General features: G+C 42.6%; 14 protein-coding genes and 1 other RNA gene. 9 read left to right on the top strand and 6 right to left on the bottom strand.

From position 1 onward, the window contains the following. Positions 1-23: 23 nt before the first annotated feature. The 5 genes from FW759_RS01290 to FW759_RS01270 all read right to left on the bottom strand — a co-directional run bounded on the left by FW759_RS01290 (position 24) and on the right by FW759_RS01270 (position 4,426). Positions 24-656, bottom strand: coding sequence for a DNA-3-methyladenine glycosylase family protein (locus FW759_RS01290; RefSeq protein ID WP_446441952.1), 633 nt, complete (start codon positions 654-656; stop codon positions 24-26). A gap of 147 nt (positions 657-803) precedes the next feature. Beyond that, on the bottom strand, positions 804-1,535 hold the full coding sequence (locus tag FW759_RS01285) for a Smr/MutS family protein (RefSeq protein ID WP_062844660.1): 732 nt from the start codon (positions 1,533-1,535) through the stop codon (positions 804-806). A 149-nt stretch (positions 1,536-1,684) separates the two neighbouring features. Continuing rightward, on the bottom strand, positions 1,685-2,545 hold the full coding sequence (trpC, locus tag FW759_RS01280; RefSeq protein WP_446441951.1) for an indole-3-glycerol phosphate synthase TrpC: 861 nt from the start codon (positions 2,543-2,545) through the stop codon (positions 1,685-1,687). A 72-nt stretch (positions 2,546-2,617) separates the two neighbouring features. Continuing rightward, positions 2,618-3,739 carry an anthranilate phosphoribosyltransferase gene (trpD, locus tag FW759_RS01275; RefSeq protein WP_446441950.1) on the bottom strand — a complete coding sequence of 374 codons (1,122 nt, stop codon included), beginning with the start codon at positions 3,737-3,739 and terminating at the stop codon, positions 2,618-2,620. A 63-nt stretch (positions 3,740-3,802) separates the two neighbouring features. Then, on the bottom strand, positions 3,803-4,426 hold the full coding sequence (locus tag FW759_RS01270) for an anthranilate synthase component II (protein WP_353669849.1): 624 nt from the start codon (positions 4,424-4,426) through the stop codon (positions 3,803-3,805). A gap of 859 nt (positions 4,427-5,285) precedes the next feature. On the opposite strand from FW759_RS01270, the gene glnA reads away from it, so the two are divergent. Together glnA and FW759_RS01260 are read left to right on the top strand one after the other, a co-directional pair. Continuing rightward, positions 5,286-6,695, top strand: coding sequence for a type I glutamate--ammonia ligase (gene glnA, locus FW759_RS01265; protein ID WP_062844656.1), 1,410 nt, complete (start codon positions 5,286-5,288; stop codon positions 6,693-6,695). A gap of 353 nt (positions 6,696-7,048) precedes the next feature. Beyond that, positions 7,049-7,810: a DUF4124 domain-containing protein gene (locus tag FW759_RS01260; RefSeq protein ID WP_095570566.1), complete on the top strand. Its 762-nt coding sequence runs from the start codon at positions 7,049-7,051 to the stop codon at positions 7,808-7,810. A gap of 156 nt (positions 7,811-7,966) precedes the next feature. Here FW759_RS01260 and FW759_RS01255 read toward each other — a convergent pair whose 3' ends face one another. Further along, positions 7,967-8,680 carry an SIMPL domain-containing protein gene (locus FW759_RS01255; RefSeq protein ID WP_446441949.1) on the bottom strand — a complete coding sequence of 238 codons (714 nt, stop codon included), beginning with the start codon at positions 8,678-8,680 and terminating at the stop codon, positions 7,967-7,969. 268 nt (positions 8,681-8,948) lie between these two features. Here FW759_RS01255 and ffs point away from each other — a divergent pair. The 7 genes from ffs to gloB all read left to right on the top strand — a co-directional run bounded on the left by ffs (position 8,949) and on the right by gloB (position 18,060). Then, positions 8,949-9,045, top strand: an RNA gene (ffs, locus tag FW759_RS01250) — signal recognition particle sRNA small type. Between the two features lie 194 nt (positions 9,046-9,239). Further along, the gene (locus FW759_RS01245) at positions 9,240-9,836 is read left to right on the top strand and encodes a LemA family protein (protein ID WP_446441948.1); all 597 of its coding nucleotides are present in this window, start codon (positions 9,240-9,242) and stop codon (positions 9,834-9,836) included. Positions 9,837-9,875: 39 nt separating this feature from the next. Then, positions 9,876-12,839, top strand: coding sequence for a M48 family metalloprotease (locus FW759_RS01240; RefSeq protein ID WP_446441947.1), 2,964 nt, complete (start codon positions 9,876-9,878; stop codon positions 12,837-12,839). 111 nt (positions 12,840-12,950) lie between these two features. Beyond that, on the top strand, positions 12,951-13,847 hold the full coding sequence (locus FW759_RS01235) for a hypothetical protein (protein WP_062844652.1): 897 nt from the start codon (positions 12,951-12,953) through the stop codon (positions 13,845-13,847). A gap of 107 nt (positions 13,848-13,954) precedes the next feature. After that, complete coding sequence (gene serC / locus FW759_RS01230) at positions 13,955-15,088, top strand: 3-phosphoserine/phosphohydroxythreonine transaminase (RefSeq protein WP_446442118.1); 1,134 nt, start codon at positions 13,955-13,957, stop codon at positions 15,086-15,088. Between the two features lie 250 nt (positions 15,089-15,338). Next, the gene (locus FW759_RS01225; protein ID WP_446442117.1) at positions 15,339-17,171 is read left to right on the top strand and encodes an extracellular solute-binding protein; all 1,833 of its coding nucleotides are present in this window, start codon (positions 15,339-15,341) and stop codon (positions 17,169-17,171) included. 109 nt (positions 17,172-17,280) lie between these two features. Beyond that, on the top strand, positions 17,281-18,060 hold the full coding sequence (gene gloB / locus FW759_RS01220) for a hydroxyacylglutathione hydrolase (RefSeq protein ID WP_062844651.1): 780 nt from the start codon (positions 17,281-17,283) through the stop codon (positions 18,058-18,060). Positions 18,061-18,122: the final 62 nt, after the last annotated feature.

Genomic DNA, 18,122 nt, shown 5'->3' with positions numbered 1-18,122 from the left:
ATTCTGATAAAAGGATTTATGGTTTATAAGGGGATGGCGGTCTTGTTACGCAACAAGCCATAATATGACCATAGTAATAGGCTGGCTGCACTGCGATGGGGCGCCCAGTCTTGAGTCAGATTTGTTAATTGTTTCGGCGTTGGACGTTCAGACAGTTCTAGTATCTCCATTGCCGCAACTTTAATTGCCAAATCGTCTGCAGCAAGTATGTCTGCGCGTTTTAATGAAAATAGCAAGTACATCTCTGCGGTCCAGCGTCCAATGCCAGTCACAGCAGTCAATGTTTTGATGACTGATTCATCTGGCATCATCGCTAATGCCTTAAAATCAATATTATGTTCAACTAATGAGCGAACGTAGCGCGTTTTTTGTTTAGACAACCCTTGTATACGTAACGTCTCATCTGTGGCTTTATCAATTGCTTGCGGAGTCGTCAAACCTGCATCTATTAGTCGTTGCCAAATACTCGCTGCCGCTGCTACAGACAGCTGTTGACCTACCATGGCTCTCATCAGTTGCTCAAACCCACCAGCATTATGTCTTAGGCTTGGTGTACCAACTTGCCTGTAGACAGAGGCGAATTTTGGTTCAATAGCGATCAACGCTGCAATATGCTCATCTAGCGCTTGTGTATTTTCAATCGTATTTACGCTCATACTGCATGCTCCTTAACAACGAAAAAGATATCTGCATTAAGATAATATAAAACCTTGCTTAAAGGTAGGTGGTATATGATGCACGGTACTAGCGACATAAAAAAGACTGCTTATTTGCAGTCCTTTTTTATGTTTGAGTGCTATAACTTACTCGCCATCAACTTTGGGTTTTTTTAGCAATACCAATACCGCACCGTTACCACCATCTTTTGGCGGTGCTGAACAAAATGCCAATACTTCTGGCAATTGACGTAACCAACCATTGACACAAGTTTTTAGAATGGCTTCGCTACCTTTACCATGAACGATTTTTACCATGGTTTCATTGTTTTGCTTGGCTTGGCTCAATAATTGCGTCATTGCATCGCGTGCTTCTTCGATGGTGCAACCATGAATGTCGACCGCATCATACCAACGTAACTTGCCTTTTTTAAGCTGGTCAAAAATCTTGTTTTGCAAGGTTGGCTGCTTATAAGAAAGATATGCTTCACCTGCCACAGGGTTCAATAGTGCTTGCATGTCTGATAAGCCAGCGCCTAGATCGATTGTGTCACTGCCTTGCGCAGCCGCACGTTTCGACAAAGTTGCCGCATCAGGTTTGCGTGCTCTTGCCGTACTGGTAGGTGAGCGCACGTTTTTGTCTTCAAGTTGATTAACACCATGCATAGCTTGCATAAACAGCACTTTATCGTCATCGACATGCTCGCTGTCTAGCTGTTTTACGGTTTTTTTGACCTGCTTTTGGGTGAGTAATGACACAGGTTCGGTGGGCTTCTGATTTTCGCCTTCAGGAGCATTGGTATCACGCCCTTTACTCAATTGGCCTTTTAATTCTTTGAGCTGGTCTTGCATTTCTTTTGAAAATAGAGAGTTTGACATAAAAGTTAACGTATCGTTGATTGATGAATGAAGAGGCTCATACTACGTATGATAGCCAATACTGTGTAAAAATAATCGATTAGCTTTAATAAAGATTTAATCTTCTCAAAGCTTAAAATAGCTGATTCAGGTTACTTCTTACAGTCACTTTACCCGTCTGCTGCAACGCCCGCAAGTAAGGATTGTAACGCTTGGCCAGGGTGATCAGTTTTCATAAATTGCTCACCGATTAAAAAGTGCTGAATATCGTGATCTAGCATCAAGCGAATATCGTCACTGCTGTGAATGCCACTTTCTGTGACAATCAGCGGTTTTGGCGCTTTGTTATCAAGGTCTGTATTTAGCGCTTCAACCAACAAGTTTTTCAGATCAAGAGTGGTTTGTAGGCTGACATCAAAGGTATTTAAATCTCGGTTGTTAATACCATAAATATTATGCTGTGAGCGAGGTAATTGTAGGGCGCGTTCAAGTTCAGCTTGGGTGTGTACTTCTATCAGTACATCCATCCCCAGCTCAATACTCAATGCATGCAGCTCCCGTACTTGCGCGTCATCAAGGCATGCCATGATCAGCAAGATACAATCTGCTCCCATCAAGTAAGATTGGTAGATTTGATACGTATCAATCATAAAATCTTTACGTAATACCGGCAAGCTTGCAGCATTAGAGGCTTGGATGAGATAGGTATCATCACCTTGAAAGTAGTCACGATCCGTTAATACCGATAAGCAGCTGGCACCAGCGCGCTCGTACTGCTCTGCAAATAAAGCTGGTGTAAAATTGTGATTGATGATTCCTTTAGAAGGAGAGGCTTTTTTGATCTCAGCAATAATCCCAATGTCAGCAGCTCGTAGCGCGGCTGCAAAGCCTCGACGCGGCTTTGTCTCTGCTGCGACTTTCGCTTTTAAATCTTCAAGCGATAAGGCCTCACGGGCGGCTTTTACTTCTTCTACTTTGGTTGCGACAATACGCTGTAGTACGGTGGGAATATGTGTATGAGTTGTGGTCATGCTGGTATCCGAATAGTGTTAAATGTCAATAAAGAGTAAGGGCTAAGCTCACATACTGATAGCAATTCTTATTTAAGCTTTGGCTGCCAACTGCTGTGTATATGTGGCTAACGACTCAAGTTTAATCAGCGCATCACCATTTTGAATAATGCTTTGAGCTCGGCTAACGCCATTAGGATAGTTGCTGGCAAGACCGGCGGTATATATCGCTGCGCCAGCATTTAAGGCAATCATGTCACGGGCTTTTAGGACAGAGCGATCAGTGGTCTCTACTCCTGATAAAGCCGCACGAATCAGCTCAAGACTTTGTTTCGAAGAGTCAACATCGAGACCGATTAGCGTTTGTGATTCGATACCTGCATCTTCTGGCATCATCTCATAAACGCTCACTTCTCCATCTTTTAGCTCAGCGACAGTGGTAGAGGTGGCAAGGCTGATTTCATCTAGACCATCTTTCGCACCAACAACCATCACATGACGGGCGCCTAAGTTTTTCATGACTTTTGCAATGGGTTCACAAAGCTGAGCCGTGAAGACACCAATAACTAAGTTTGGCGTGCCAGCAGGGTTGGTCAATGGCCCCAAAATATTGAAAATCGTACGAGACTTTAATTCGCGACGTATTGGATTGGCATGGCGCATGGCGCTATGGTGATTGGGAGCAAACAAAAAACCAACGCCTTGGGTTTCGATACAGTCTTGGGTTTGCTCAGGCGTGAGGGTCAAACTAATACCAGCTTCCTCAAGTAGATCTGAGCTACCAGACTTGGTTGAAACACCGCGGTTACCATGTTTGGCAACTTGTGCGCCTGCCGCCGCCACCACAAAGGCCGATGCAGTGGAGACATTAAATAAGTTTGCACCATCGCCACCTGTACCTACGATATCTACCAGATAGTCACAGTTTTTTGGCGTGATGTTCGCTGCCAAATCACGCATGGCGCTGGCTGAGGCAGTGATCTCATCAATAGACTCTCCCTTCATGCGCAGACCCGTCAAAATCGCACCCATCATGGCATCGCTACATCTGCCTTGCATGATGATGAGCATCACTTGATACATCTCATCAAAAGTTAAGTCGATATGCTGAAATATTCTTGCTAATGCTGTGGTCAAAAGCTTATGAGTATCTTCATCAGACAGCTGCGCAATATCAGTCGGGCTAGTATTTTCTGTCGTTTTAGATGTATTCATTATTGTCTCTCTTACTATTTTTTATAAATGACTTTTATTATTAATACTGATTTTATTTAGTAATTAGCCAACTTGGGGCAAATCGTCTGCGGCTAATACTGCCAACTGATGGGTTTGCAAAAAGCGATTGAGCAGGTGATATCCTGATTCACTTAGGATAGACTCAGGATGGAACTGCACACCTTCGATAGCAAACGTTTTATGACGAATGCCCATGATTTCCTCAATACTGCCATCGCTGTTTTGTGTCCAAGCAGTCAGCTCTAGACAATCGGGCAGGCTGGTTTTGTCAATGACAAGGGAGTGGTAGCGAGTAGCCTGCGATGGATTTGGCAGTCCTGCAAAGATGCCTTTATTATTATGATAAATGGCTGATAAGCGTCCATGCATGACTTTACCAGCTTTAACGATCTGGGCACCAAAGGCTTGGCCAATCGCTTGGTGTCCTAAGCAAATCCCTAATATGGGTATGACGCCCTTAAAGGTTTCGATGATTTCTAAAGATATTCCCGCACGATCAGGGTCACAAGGGCCTGGGCCAATGACAATCACATCAGGTGCTAAAGCGCTCACTTGCTCGATAGTGATCTGATCGTTACGCCAAACGGTGATTTCCTGCTTTAATTCACCGAAGTACTGTACGATGTTGTACGTAAAGCTGTCGTAATTATCGATCATTAGAATCATTAGGTTTTCAACTTATAGGTAGAGACACATATTTATCTACAGAATCTTTATATTGTAGCGTCTTACCACAACCCGTACTTTACCAAAATAAGCAATACTGCTAAATCGGTTTGATAAGACGCGGTTATCTTACCACTATTTTGTTCTCTATCAAATGTGGCGTAAAGACGACTCACGATCCAGGTCATAAGCTCAAAGACATTTATTCTATGTATTTTAGGTTTGAATTGTCCAAGGCTAAAAGTTTAAATCATCATGTCGCACTAAAAACACACAAATCGCGTGATGATGGCGCTTATATATGCACCATAATTGTGCGTTAATCAGAAAGCCAGTGAGCAATTTGATATAGAAGGTGAGTAAGGACTTTTTTTAAAAAGTAAAAAAATATTTTTCAAGAATATAAATATTTGAAAAATATAGTAATAAATTTATTCTTACTCTGTTCTATTACTATCAGAAAAATATTGGCACAGCGTTTGCACCACTAATGTTATGGTGATTTATGGTTATGATGCCGCTGAAAAATGATGATTGACACGTGCCGCAAGAGTTCGGCATGATGGGTCACAGATTATTAGGATAAGATGAGAACTGATTTGGCAGGTTTTGAGAAAATTAGTAGTCTGATCATCACAATGCTCTAAATGAGTCTCTTGACTAATAATATTAATAGTGCTGATAATGACACGCATAATATTAAAGGCACCACGCTATTAAGCTGTTAAAAACACGATGTCACTTTTAATGCACACATAACCTTTATTCTTAAACCAGAAAAGTGCAGTAATGCTTTTAAACAACCAAATCTTTAAATAACTGAATCGCAATAATGTGATCTACACAACGGAGACTATTTATGTCAAACAAACTACTAGACCTTATCAAATCCTCTAATGCAAAATGGGTCGACTTCCGCTTTACTGATACACGTGGCAAAGAGCAACACATCAGTTTCCCAGCGCATAGCGTTGATGAAGAAGTCATGGAAGACGGTAAAATGTTTGACGGCTCATCTATTGCAGGCTGGAAAGGTATCGAGGCATCAGATATGATCTTGCGTCCTGATCCTGAGACTGCTTTTATTGACCCGTTCTTTGACGCTGTGACTGTAGTAGTAACTTGCGATATTATTGAACCATCAACACTGCAAGGTTATGATCGTGACCCACGCTCTATCGCGCGCCGTGCTGAAGAGTATTTGAAGTCTACTGGTATTGGCGACACTGCGTACTTTGGTCCTGAGCCTGAATTCTTTGTATTCGATGATGTAAAATGGTCAGTCGATATGTCAGGTGTAAGCCATAAGATTACCGCTGAAGAAGCCGCTTGGTCGACAGGCGAGACTTACGAGTGGGGCAACATGGCGCATCGTCCACGCGTAAAAGGCGGTTATTTCCCAGTACCACCAATCGACAGCTCACATGATATGCGTGCAGTAATGTGTGAACGTATTGAAGAAATTATTGGTGAAGGCAGCGTAGAAGTACACCATCATGAAGTGGCTTCTTGCCAGTCTGAGATTGGTGTTGCATTCAATACCATGGTTCGTAAAGCAGATGAAGTTCAGCAACTAAAATATGTTGTGCACAATGTAGCGCATCAGTTTGGTAAAACTGCAACCTTCATGCCTAAGCCAATCGTTGGTGATAATGGTTCAGGTATGCATGTGCATATGTCTATCTCAAAAGATGGCGTTAACACCTTCTCTGGTGATGAGTATGCAGGCCTTTCTGAAACAGCCTTGTACTTCATCGGCGGTGTAATCAAGCATGCTCGTGCCTTAAACGCAATTACCAATCCATCAACGAATAGCTATAAGCGTTTGGTGCCACATTACGAAGCGCCAATCAAACTGGCTTATTCAGCCTCTAACCGCTCAGCCTCTATCCGTATTCCGCATGTCAGCAGCCCTAAAGCGGTTCGTGTTGAAGCACGTTTTCCTGATCCAACAGCAAACCCATACTTAGCGTTTGCAGCGCTATTGATGGCTGGCCTTGACGGTATCCAGAACAAAATGCATCCAGGCGAAGCGGCTGATAAGAACTTGTATGACTTACCACCAGAAGAAGAAGCACAAATCCCAACGGTTGCTGAGAGCTTAGATGTAGCTCTACAAGCTTTGCGTGATGACCATGAGTTCTTGTTAAAAGGTGATGTATTCACAAAAGATATGCTAGAAGCATTTATTGCCTTGAAAGAAGAAGAGGTACAACGTCTTAATGTCACTGTGCACCCTGTTGAATTTGACATGTACTACAGCTGCTAATTTTTGGCTCAAAAGTAAAACCGACGTAATAAATAAAACCAGCTAAGTGAATCTTAGCTGGTTTTTTTATATTTTTAACCAACCATATATAGTTAGTGAAAAGTAATATCGATACATCACGCTTTGCTGATATTAATTTTTCTTGCTTGCCGTGCCTACGCAGCTCGATGCTGCAAAAATTGATATCAGTATTGCCGTAGCGTTTTTATAGTATTTTGACTGTATATTTTAAATCAATCATAGTATAAATGGACAAGAGCATTTTCTGTACATTTACTACTGATTTAACCGCAAAAGTACCGCATAATATCGGTCATGCTATTCATAACAAATATCAGTAAGGTGAACTGACCATGACTTTTTTAATAAAAAATACCGTTTTGAATAATAAATTGCCACAGATTTTATTATCCAGTTTGATGATTAGCGCCGCCAGTTTTTGTATGACCATGGCCACTGCTGCACCTATTTATAAGATTGTTGATGAAAATACAGGGCAAGTAACGTTTACTGACCGTCCGCAAAACCATGAGCAGCAAGCAGGCAAAAAAGTGACTGAGATGGCCATCACGACAGGGAGTGAGAGCAGTCGATCGAATAGTAATAATCCAAACGACAATAACACAAGTAGCAATAGTATGAGTAACGATGGCACAAGCAACAACGTTAAAAGTACTCAGCTGTCTGATACTCAGCAAGTCACTACTAAGCCGGAGGCACAAGTGAACTATCAGCTTGCCATCGCTGAACCGAGCGAAGAGCGTGCCTACCGTCGTCCAGCACAAAATATCAATGTGAATGTGCAAATCAAGCCAGCCCTACAAACAGGCGATATAGTCAGCATCTATTTTGACAATAAGGAAGTCGCTCAAGGCTTGAGTGCCTCGATTGCAACCGTCGATATTCTACCAGGTGCGCATAGTATAAAAGCGGTGGTAAAAAATCAGAAGGGTGGGATTCTCCAGCAAATAACGCGTACCGTCTACGTGATTCAAAACAATACAACATTACAAAATAATAAGAAAATTGCCAAACAGCTTCTGGCCTATCAAAACTTACCATGGCATCAAAAGGTTATGTTAAAAATGCGTCAAAAGGGAACCGCCAATCCTTAAGTTAACTGCAATTTATCTCATTTTTATCACTATTTTTAAAACGAGAACACGGTCTAGCTATATCCTGAATAAACTTAAAAAAGATAAGGCAAGCACTTTTGATAGCGCTTGCCTTTTTAGTATAAAAATCTTGGTTTACTTTAGATAAAGAGTGACTTATTTGGTCAACTCAATCGTACCATTGGCGGTCACAGAAATGGTGCTGTTACCAGACTCAAAGTTTTGTCTTGGTACAGCATCAGCAGATTCAGCTTTCATTGCCATCGCACTGTACATTGGACGTGGGTAGTTGCTACCTGTATTTAGATTGACATTGACCACGCGGTAACCGCGAGCATCCCATGCACGCGTTAGGTTTTTGGCCTGCTGTTGAAATGCGCGAGAGGCGTCAGTCATCAGTTTTTGCTCTAGAGCGTCTTTTTTAGTATCGGAAACCCCAAACGTTAAATTGTCCATGACTAGCGTTTCTTGCAAGTCTGCAATAAGTTGGCTCGTCGCTGCAAAGTCTGTGCTTTTCAAATCGATATTTGCTTGTCCTGTCCAGCCAATGATTTTGTCATTTTTGTCATAGCGAGGATAGGTACTTTGTTGACCTGTACTGACCGTAACACTAGGATAGCGTTTAGCGATTCTCATTGCGTTGTTGATGGTTGTATTGAGAGTGCTGGCTAGCGTCTTAGAATCGGTTGCTTGGGCTTTTTTGTATAAGCTCGCACGTACTTCATCATTTTGGACTTCTTCTTTTACTTCTGCTTGAAAAGTAAGCTGGTCATAACCAGTAGTTTCTGCATGCGCGCCGCCCATCATGGCAGTTAATAGAAGGGCTGTACCAGTAGTCAGTGCTGCTTGATTAAGTAAAGTTGTTTTCATAAATATCTCCTAAGTTAATATCAATATAAGTTTTAGTCACATAAAACTTATGTACCTATTGAAAGCTGTTCATTTTATTTGTTAGATGGCCATTTATTATATAGACCATGTGTGCCCAGCTTCCTGACTAAAATAACAAAATTTTAGAAGGCTGCTGTTAGAATTTTGTCACTTATGGTTACTATTTATTTTGGGTAATAGAACAAATAGTTTGGTAAAGGGGGTTGCAATGCTAAAAAATTCTTGTATAATTTGCGACTGGTGGCTCCATTGGTAGCCTCGCAACATTGTTCTATGAATCCCGCCAGGACCGGAAGGTAGCAACGGTAATAGTCACAATGTGTGCCGAGGATGTGCTGATGGAGTCGCTTTTTTTTGCCTAAAATTTGACTCCTGTGTCAAAAAATAGTTAGAAGTTCCTGTGTATTACGTTAAGCCCTTAATTATAAAGGGCTTTTTTTTGCAGAATTTTTGTCTAATTCCGAGATGATATCGATTAAGATGGGTTAAAATACAAGGTACTAACTTTTGTTAACCCTAAACGTTTCGGAATCTGACTATGAAGATGTTTGCTTGGTTGTTTATTGCCTTTGTTGTGTTGATAGTAGTGTTTGGGGTTGCGATCTTTAATAAATTGGTGCGTGCGCGCAATCAAGCAAAAAACGGTTTTGCTCAAATTGATGTTCAACTTAAACGCCGCCATGATTTGATCCCAAACTTGGTTGAGACAGCCAAACGTTATTTGACTCACGAACAAGAGACCCTTACTCGCGTCATTGCAGCGCGTAACCATGCCCAGAGTTTGCAAGCATCAAGCAAGCACCAGCCAGATTCGCTTGAGCACATGGCTTTGTTTGCCAAAGCAGAAGATATGTTGTCCAAAGCCTTGGGGCAGTTTTCTGCTGTAGTGGAAGCCTATCCTGAGCTAAAAGCTGACAGCATGATCAAAGAGCTGATGGATGAGTTGACCAATACTGAGAACCGTATTGGTTTTGCGCGTCAGCATTATAATGATAGTGTCATGTTTTATAATAATGACCGCGAGGTCTTCCCAAATAATCTAGTTAGCACAACCTTTGGGTTTCGTCCTTTGAGTCCATTGGTCTTCGAAGATAGAAAGACCATTGCTCAAGCACCAGTTGTAAATATGAGCTGATATCGAATGCATTCGGTTACTTTTAGGTCGGACAACTAGATGGATTTTTTTGGTGCCCAGCGAATACGTACTAAACGCAGCTTATTACTGTATGGGCTGTTTTTTATTATTGTGTTTGCTCATATGGCAGTAGCGCTTGCTGTTATGGTGCTACTGTTGACGCTATTTATGGATGGTATTTATCATTGGGTATTGGTGCTGGTCACGATATGGGTCTTAGGTACTTTTATTGGTGGTAGTTTTTTAGAGTATCGTCGTCTAAAAGCAGGTGGCCGCGCTATCGCTCAGAGAGTAGGGGCGGTGAGACTATTTATTGATCGTAGTCAAGATGAGTGGGAGCAAAGCCGCGGGATTGCTCATCAGCATATACCTATACAAAAAGTACGTTACAGCTCCCGTCATATAGCGGTACGAGATGAGCGCGATTTGCCATCTGTGTATCGTCGTTATTATGAGATTGCCCAGCAGTTAGCCATTGCTTCAGGTGTGCATATGCCTATCCTTTATGTACTGCCTCATGAACAAGGTATCAATGGTTTTGTCGCTGGTCGTCATCATCAGGATATGGTGCTTGTCGTGACGCAAGGGGCACTGGATAAGTTGTCTGATGAGGGGTTGTATGGACTCATTGGGCATGAATACGGTCATATACTACATGGGGATGCTGGGTTCAATCTAAAGTTAATGGTCGTGCTTGCAGGCTTACAGATATTATATGATTGGAGCGATCCTTTTGATAATACTGGTTATGGTTCTCGCAACAACCCAAGTGACTACTTTGAGAATGCAGGCAGTCGCCACATGCCTTTATCAAAAATGTCGCAAAGTACTGTGGACAGTCATGCAAGGCGTACTGAGGCGCAGACTGGCAACTTTAAGAACCATAGTGATTGGATTGCCTACTGGCAAACACAGTCACAAAGACAGCAATCACAAGCTAAAAAGCAGTCGAGGTGGTTACCCAATCGAGCGACTAGTGATTGGTCAACATCGCGCAGTGTGTGGACATTGTTATTACACACGTTTAGCTTCTCAAGTATGGCCAGTGCTCAGCTGATTAAACACAGTTTTAACCGTGAGCGTGAGCTACTGGCGGATGCAACCAGTGTGCAGCTGACGCGTTCACCTGACATTATAGAAACCTTAAAAGCCATTCACCAAGATGCAGTTGGCTCGCGTTTGACTGGCATCGGCAATCTCAATGGACTCAGTCATTTCTTCTTTGCCAGTAGCGGTGCAGACTTGGGCGATGTGTCATGGTTTGCGACTCATCCTAGTCTAGCCGAACGTATGACGGCGATCAATACCAGTGCTTACCACAGTTTTGCCATAAAAATTGCTAAAGAAAAACAGCTCAATCAGCAGAAAATAAAGCAAATATATGAACAGCGTCGATTGGGCAATTGGGAAACAACAGAAAAAAATAGTCTAAGCAGCAGCTATCAAGAAAAAACAACCTTTCGATCGCAAATATTGTCTAGTAATCAAAAAATCGAAACTTCAGCTGACGAACAATTGCTCCAAACCCCAAACAACACTAATGATAGTGGCTCAGTCATGCCTTTTGGTACTCTCATGGACAATGAGTCAGAACTTGAGTTCATCACAGAAACCGATATCATCGTCGATGGACGCTTGCAAGTAAGTACATTAGATACGGATAGCCAAAAGTTGCTAAAGCCTTGGCAAGCAAAATCGCATAGCGAATTGCCTAGTACAAAGCTGGTTATTAGTGAAGACGTAAGAAGAGCCGCGTTACCGCAATATATAATCGATCATAGTCATCATCCGCTGGGAGCGCAGGCACTGATTGAGGCGGCTATGTTGTGTCATCAGGGTCAGACGTTATCGACAGCGGTAAGCTATGACTTGACAGTGATTTGGCATAAATTACCTACGATACCTATTGCTACGGATAATAATGCTATAGAGGCGACGGTGAACGCTGCAAAAATATTACCGCATAAGATAGATAATGAGCTACTAGAAAAAATTGCCAGCCTTGATCGCCGCTTGGACAGTGCGCTGATCACATCATGTATAAAACAATTAAGCAACTACGATTTATCTAAAGCCGCCATTGACGCGCTACGATTAAAACACGAAAGCCAGCATGATGACTGTAGCTATCAGTATTATATGCAGCAAAAGAAATGTCGAACCATGCTTGAGCGTTATCAGCAGGGCATGTTAGCCTTAATCAAAAGACAACTTGTCACTGATTTGAGCGAGACATTTGCTCATCAGGTATTAAGCGATAAATCTGTTAGCGACACGCCTCAGCCAACGCGCACTTTTCCAGAAAACAATACTCCATCTATTCTATCCTTATGGCAAGCACTACATATGCAATTGTTATTGCCTGCCTTGTTTAATGTTTTAAACGATAAGCAGCCAGTGAGACAAGCGGCATGGCAACAAGAGTTGCAGGCGAGTAGAGGCAGTATTTTGACCCAGCTTGATCCTTCTGGTCAGATATTCGAGAATCTATGTATTGCTAGGCAGTCGATCTTGATATTATTGGCTTACCGCTTATCAAAAGATATCAAAGGTCAGATGATATCGGTATGGGATAGCTCGACTCTACATTTTAATCATGCCAGTGTGGCTCACTATATTGTGGATTTAAGACGTCATGCACGCTTGATTGATATTGAGCTAGCAACGGTCAGTGATGCCAATTTGCAGTGGCTGTTGTTGACAGCCCAAAGCTTAAATGGTGTACAATTATTGGCGTTGATACAGGCAGTGCCTATTTTTATAGCGCCTGTTAATGCGCGTTGGCAGTATTATAGTGACCAAGAGAAACCACAGAATGGTTATCAAATAGATTATAATGAGCATACTGATAGCACTGCTCATCCTTACGTCTACCATGATTATAGGCAGTGGCTAAGTACGTTGCATACGATGATGTTACACGATACGATAGTCAGCCAAGATGAGTACGACTGCTTGGTGTTATTATCAGAGCATTGGCTAGGCGTTCGACAGCTTTTTTGAGTGATATAGCGCATGATTGATACAATAAATGTTGAACTGCCAAAATGCTGCAAGTGTTAGATCTTCTTCGAAATAAAAACCCATTTAATATTAGCAGGATAGTAAAGACGCATGAGTGATACCCAAGACCCGCTAATTGTATTGCAACATCGTATGCAGCAGCGTCAGATTTTGGCAATGATGGGTATCAATCAATGGGTGCAATCAGGCTCAGATACTATCAATGTTGCCAATATTTCTGCACCTGTCATCGTTGATACAGTAGATCAGTCAGTATCTTCTCATACAGCCATTGAATCACTCAATGTTAAACAATCAAATATCGATGATGACGCAAATGACAATGTATCAGCTATGGATGCTGCAGAGAGCGCCGCTTTAAAGAATAGCGCTTTGAACAGTATGTCGATAAGCGATGCGCCTATTAACAGTGATTACTTTGATGATAATGACACAACGTTAAGCCCATCATCTGAACCAAATTCAGTTACGTATCGTTTTGACACGACGAACACTGATACCGTCACTCCCGATATAGTTAATCCTAATACAGCTGTCAAACCTCTTGTCGATAGGACAGAACGGCCAGCAGCCGCTTTTGATAAACAAGTCCAGTCAACTGACCGTTACTCTGACAATAGCCTCAAAGTCGCGCCATTTAATCTACAAGGTGGTCGCTATGGCAATTGGGTGGTTTTGGTTGATATTCAAGCACTGAATAAAGACACCCAAAAGCTATGGGGCAACATCACACAAGCGCTATCGATAACCTGCGAGACCACCTCATTTCCAATCTGTGAAGGTATGGACACAGCTGAGCTTGCCAATGCCAGTCTGGCAGGCTATGTCTTTAAAATAGGAAGAAGTGAGGACGTACAAGTGGCTGCATTGACTGTGCTACCTGACGGACTTGAGCATTCGAACCTGACTGCCGTGCCTACATTGGATGAAATGCTCGCTGATAGCGGTTTAAAACGTCAATTTTGGGAGCAGCTCTCTGATTCCTAATAAAAACATAAGCGCTTTTTTAAGGTAGTTTGATCATTACGTTTGAGTGCCAACCCACAACGATTAACCTTTTTATATCTAGGATGATAGCCATGTCTACAAACTCAATGCCTACGAATACAACAGCGACACCAGAAGCGGATGCTGCTCCTCATCGTGTACCTAATTTTTCTGCAGGTCCAGCCACAATGCCGACTGCAGTATTATCACGTGCCCAAAAAGAGCTGCTTGATTGGCAAGGTAGTGGCGTGTCAGTGATGGAAGTCAGTCATCGTAGCAAAGAGTACATTGAGATTACGGATAAGGCTGAAGCCAAACTGCGCTCATTGATGGACATTCCAGACAATTATAAGGTATTGTTTTTACAAGGTGGTGCCAGCTTACAGTTTTCAGCGATTCCCTTGAATTTACTAAATGGTAAGCGTGCCGACTATCTAACGACAGGAGCATGGTCAGGTAAAGCCATCAAAGAAGCCACACGTTATGCCAATCTTGGTCTTGGTGAGGTAAATCTTGTGGCAACGGGTACAGACAGCAATTTCACTGATGTGCCAGCTCAGAGTGATTGGAATCTTAGTGAAGATGCCGCTTATTTCCATTACTGTGCCAACGAAACCATTCACGGGTTACAGATATTTGAGCCACCGACAGTGGATGCGCCAATCATTGCTGATATGTCGTCTTGTATCTTGTCACAGCCGATTGATGTGTCTAAGTTTGGGATGATTTATGCGGGTGCGCAAAAGAATATTGGCCCTGCAGGATTGATCCTTGTGATTATCCGCGAAGATTTATTGGGGCAGGCAAGCGAGTGGTGCCCTATGCTGCTAAACTATGAACATCAGGCCGAAAAAGAATCCATGTCGAACACGCCAGCCACTTATTCTTGGTATTTGGCAGGATTGGTTTTCGATTGGCTAGAAGAGCAGGGCGGTGTCGCTGCTATTGGCAAAGTCAATCAACAAAAAGCAGATTTATTGTATAAAACCATCGACGACAGCAGCTTTTACAACAATCCAGTTGCCCCTCAATATCGCTCTATTATGAATGTGCCATTTACGTTGGCTGACAGCAGTCTCGATAAAGTGTTTTTGGAGGAGTCAAAGGCAGCAGGGCTACTTAATTTAAAAGGTCATCGTGATGTTGGCGGTATGCGTGCCAGCATTTACAATGCAGTGCCTCTAGAGTGGGTACAGCAATTGGTTGATTTCATGATAGCGTTTGAAAAAAAGTATGCTTAAGAATGTATAAGCCTTAAAACAAAAAAGACGCATCTCTTATGGATTGCGTCTTTTTTATTGAGTTTGCGCACATCTTTTAGAGAATTGGTGTCTTGGAGTCTACACTTAGCATGGCAAACCATTAGGTGAAAAAACCTAAGTTTGTTATGATGAATTTTTATGGTGCTGCTCTTTTTTACTCACTTTTAATAAGCTTTTAATTTTTCAATACATTCATTGGTATCGTTTGGAGGCTGGTGGTAACGCTATGATGACTAAAAATGCCCTGCTAAAAACCGCCATACTCACCATTGCGATGAGCTGGATACACATCAGTTTGGCTGCGCCAATTACCACCACCGCACTTGGGCACAATAGTCCGACTGAGTATATCAATGCGCCTTATATGCCTTATGCCAATCCGGATGCGCCAACAGGCGGTACGCTTTCATTGGATGCACGTGGTACTTTCAACAGTGCGAATAAATGGATGACCACTGGTGTGGCCATGATCGGTACGGATTATCTCTATGATACCTTAATGACTGGATCATTAAACGAAGCGTTTACCATGTATCCGCAGCTGGCAAACAAGGTAACCTATGACCCAGAAGACACCAGTTGGATTATTTATCATGTCAATCCTAAAGCGCGGTTTTGGGATGGCTCGCCTGTCACCAGTAGCGATGTCAAAGCGACTTTTGATGCATTATTAACCAAAGGGCCGATGTATATTCGAAGTTATTTGGGCGATATTCGCGATGTGCAAATTATTAATAAACAACAAGTGAAGTTTGTTTTTGCCTCAAGCGATAATAAAGAAATTCTACTCACAGTAGGACAGTTTCCTATATTTGCCAAGTCTTCTATCGATAAAGATTTTGAAAAAATAACGTTGACGCCATTAATGGGGAGTGGACCATACAAAATTGGGCGCATCGATGCAGGTCGAGCAGTCAGTTATGTGCGTGATCCTAACTACTGGGGACGAGATTTGATGGTCAATCGCGGTCGCTATAACTTTGACATGATTAAGTTTGTCTATTATCAGAGTGATGAGATCGCTTTTGAAGGGTTTAAGTCTGGTCAATATCGCTTTCGTCCTGAAAACAAAGCTTCCAACTGGGCGACAGGCTATAATTTTCCAGCAGTCGAGGCTGGCATGATTAAAAAAGAGACCATCAGCAGTGAAAATCCAGTCCCCATGCAAGCGCTGGTCATGAATATGCGTCAGCCAATTTTTCAAGACATTCGTGTGCGGCAAGCATTGAGTGCTGCGTATGATTTTGAGTGGATGAATAAGACGTTATTTCATGGTCAATATGAGCGTTTGCAAAGCTTCTTTCATGGTTCAGAGCTTGCTGCCACAGGCACACCATCGAGCGAAGAGATGAAAGTGCTCAGCCCATTATTATCTAAGCTTGAACCAATACAACGTCAGGCTGTATTAGCAAAGTGGCAGCTGCCAACCAGTAACGGTAGTGGTTTTAATCGTGAAGGGCTGCTGGCTGCGCGGCAATTGTTATTGGATGCTGGGTTTTACTATGAGGATATGAAGCTGTATCAACCAAGTGGTCAACCTGCCAAAATTGAGATCTTGATGACAGGCGAAACGATGGGGCGTGTATTGCTGCCTTACATTCGTAATTTGAAGCGTTTGGGCTTTGATGCGACGCTACGCCAAGTCGATGGCCCGCAGTACTATGAGCGTACGCGTCGTTTTGATTATGACATGATAGTTGACGTCTTCGCGCAAAGCTTGTCCCCTGGCGCAGAACAAGCTGGCTTTTGGGGTAGCGAGGCGGCTGACCAAGTAGGTAATAGTAATACAGCAGGTATCAAAAATGCAGTGATTGATACGGTTATTAAAAAACTTGGTAATGCTCATAACCGTGATGAGATTGTTCTTTATACGCATGTGCTTGATCGCCTATTAAGAGCAGGTCATTATATAGTGCCCTTATACGGCAAGTCTGGCACCAATGTCGCTTACTGGGATCAGTACCGTCATACTAAAAAGCTACCGACCAATGCGGTTGGTATTGATTACTGGTGGACGGACAAAGCTGCTGAAGCACGCGTCAACAATTACTTGAAGCAGTAAATCAGGGCTGAGCTTGAAAAGCATATCGCGTTTGACATTCAACGACTATACATAAGTGTTTGTATAAAAAAATATGAGCAATAATAATAACGACTGGTAAGGATTTAATATGAGTATCCGTATTCACCCTATTAAGGCTTTTAATGATAACTACATTTGGACCTTAATCAATGAAAACAATAAACAAGCGATCGTTATTGATCCGGGTCAAGCGGCACCTGTCATTGCTTATTTAGAAGAAAATGAGCTGGAGCTGACGTCAATTTGGACCACGCACCACCACCATGATCATATCGGCGGCGTCGCAGAGCTACAAGAGTCTTATCCTATGACTCACTTGGTTGCCCATACGGAGCACAATGTCGATGAAGACCAGACAATAAAAGATGGTAGCACGGTGAGCGCCTGGGGCTGTGCTGCTCAAGTATGGGAGGTGCCTGGTCATACCGCAAGCCACGTGGCCTATATTTTAGATATCGAAGGACGTCATTATTGCTTCTGCGGTGATACGTTATTTAGCGCTGGCTGTGGACGTGTTTTTACTGGTACGATTGAGCAATTGCATGACAGCTTTAAGCGTTTAGACAGCCTGTCAGATGAGACGCTACTATATCCAGCCCATGAGTATACTGCCAGCAACTTACGCTTTGGTTTGTCTATCGAGCCTACTAATGAGGCAATGGAGCAGGCACTGGTACAAACAGAAAATAAGACCGCTCAAGGGCTACCGAGTTTACCCGTCACATTAGAGCATGAGCGAGCGGTAAATGTGTTTTTGCGAGCACAAGAGCCGAATGTAATAGCAGGTGTGAAGTCTAAAATAGATATTGCTGATGAAAAATCTTTGACTGTATTTGCCGCCCTGCGTGAGCTTAAAAATAACTTTTAGTCGTCATACAGACTTGGTAAAAGCGAGCCACCCATTTTCTCTGTTATTGTATGTTTACTTTA

The sequence above is a fragment of the Psychrobacter sp. 1176_08 genome, assembly GCF_052850615.1.
Note: the sequence above shows the minus strand (reverse complement) of the source record. Positions and strands in the feature narration are given on the sequence as shown.

Bases quoted from the DNA above. Each gene is read 5' to 3' on its own strand.
- FW759_RS01290 (WP_446441952.1), bottom strand. From the start codon at position 656: ATGAGCGTAAATACGATTGAAAATACACAAGCGCTAGATGAGCATATT.
- FW759_RS01285 (WP_062844660.1), bottom strand. From the start codon at position 1,535: ATGTCAAACTCTCTATTTTCAAAAGAAATGCAAGACCAGCTCAAAGAA.
- trpC (WP_446441951.1), bottom strand. From the start codon at position 2,545: ATGACCACAACTCATACACATATTCCCACCGTACTACAGCGTATTGTC.
- trpD (WP_446441950.1), bottom strand. From the start codon at position 3,739: ATGAATACATCTAAAACGACAGAAAATACTAGCCCGACTGATATTGCG.
- FW759_RS01270 (WP_353669849.1), bottom strand. From the start codon at position 4,426: ATGATTCTAATGATCGATAATTACGACAGCTTTACGTACAACATCGTA.
- glnA (WP_062844656.1), top strand. From the start codon at position 5,286: ATGTCAAACAAACTACTAGACCTTATCAAATCCTCTAATGCAAAATGG.
- FW759_RS01260 (WP_095570566.1), top strand. From the start codon at position 7,049: ATGACTTTTTTAATAAAAAATACCGTTTTGAATAATAAATTGCCACAG.
- FW759_RS01255 (WP_446441949.1), bottom strand. From the start codon at position 8,680: ATGAAAACAACTTTACTTAATCAAGCAGCACTGACTACTGGTACAGCC.
- FW759_RS01245 (WP_446441948.1), top strand. From the start codon at position 9,240: ATGAAGATGTTTGCTTGGTTGTTTATTGCCTTTGTTGTGTTGATAGTA.
- FW759_RS01240 (WP_446441947.1), top strand. From the start codon at position 9,876: ATGGATTTTTTTGGTGCCCAGCGAATACGTACTAAACGCAGCTTATTA.
- FW759_RS01235 (WP_062844652.1), top strand. From the start codon at position 12,951: ATGAGTGATACCCAAGACCCGCTAATTGTATTGCAACATCGTATGCAG.
- serC (WP_446442118.1), top strand. From the start codon at position 13,955: ATGCCTACGAATACAACAGCGACACCAGAAGCGGATGCTGCTCCTCAT.
- FW759_RS01225 (WP_446442117.1), top strand. From the start codon at position 15,339: ATGACTAAAAATGCCCTGCTAAAAACCGCCATACTCACCATTGCGATG.
- gloB (WP_062844651.1), top strand. From the start codon at position 17,281: ATGAGTATCCGTATTCACCCTATTAAGGCTTTTAATGATAACTACATT.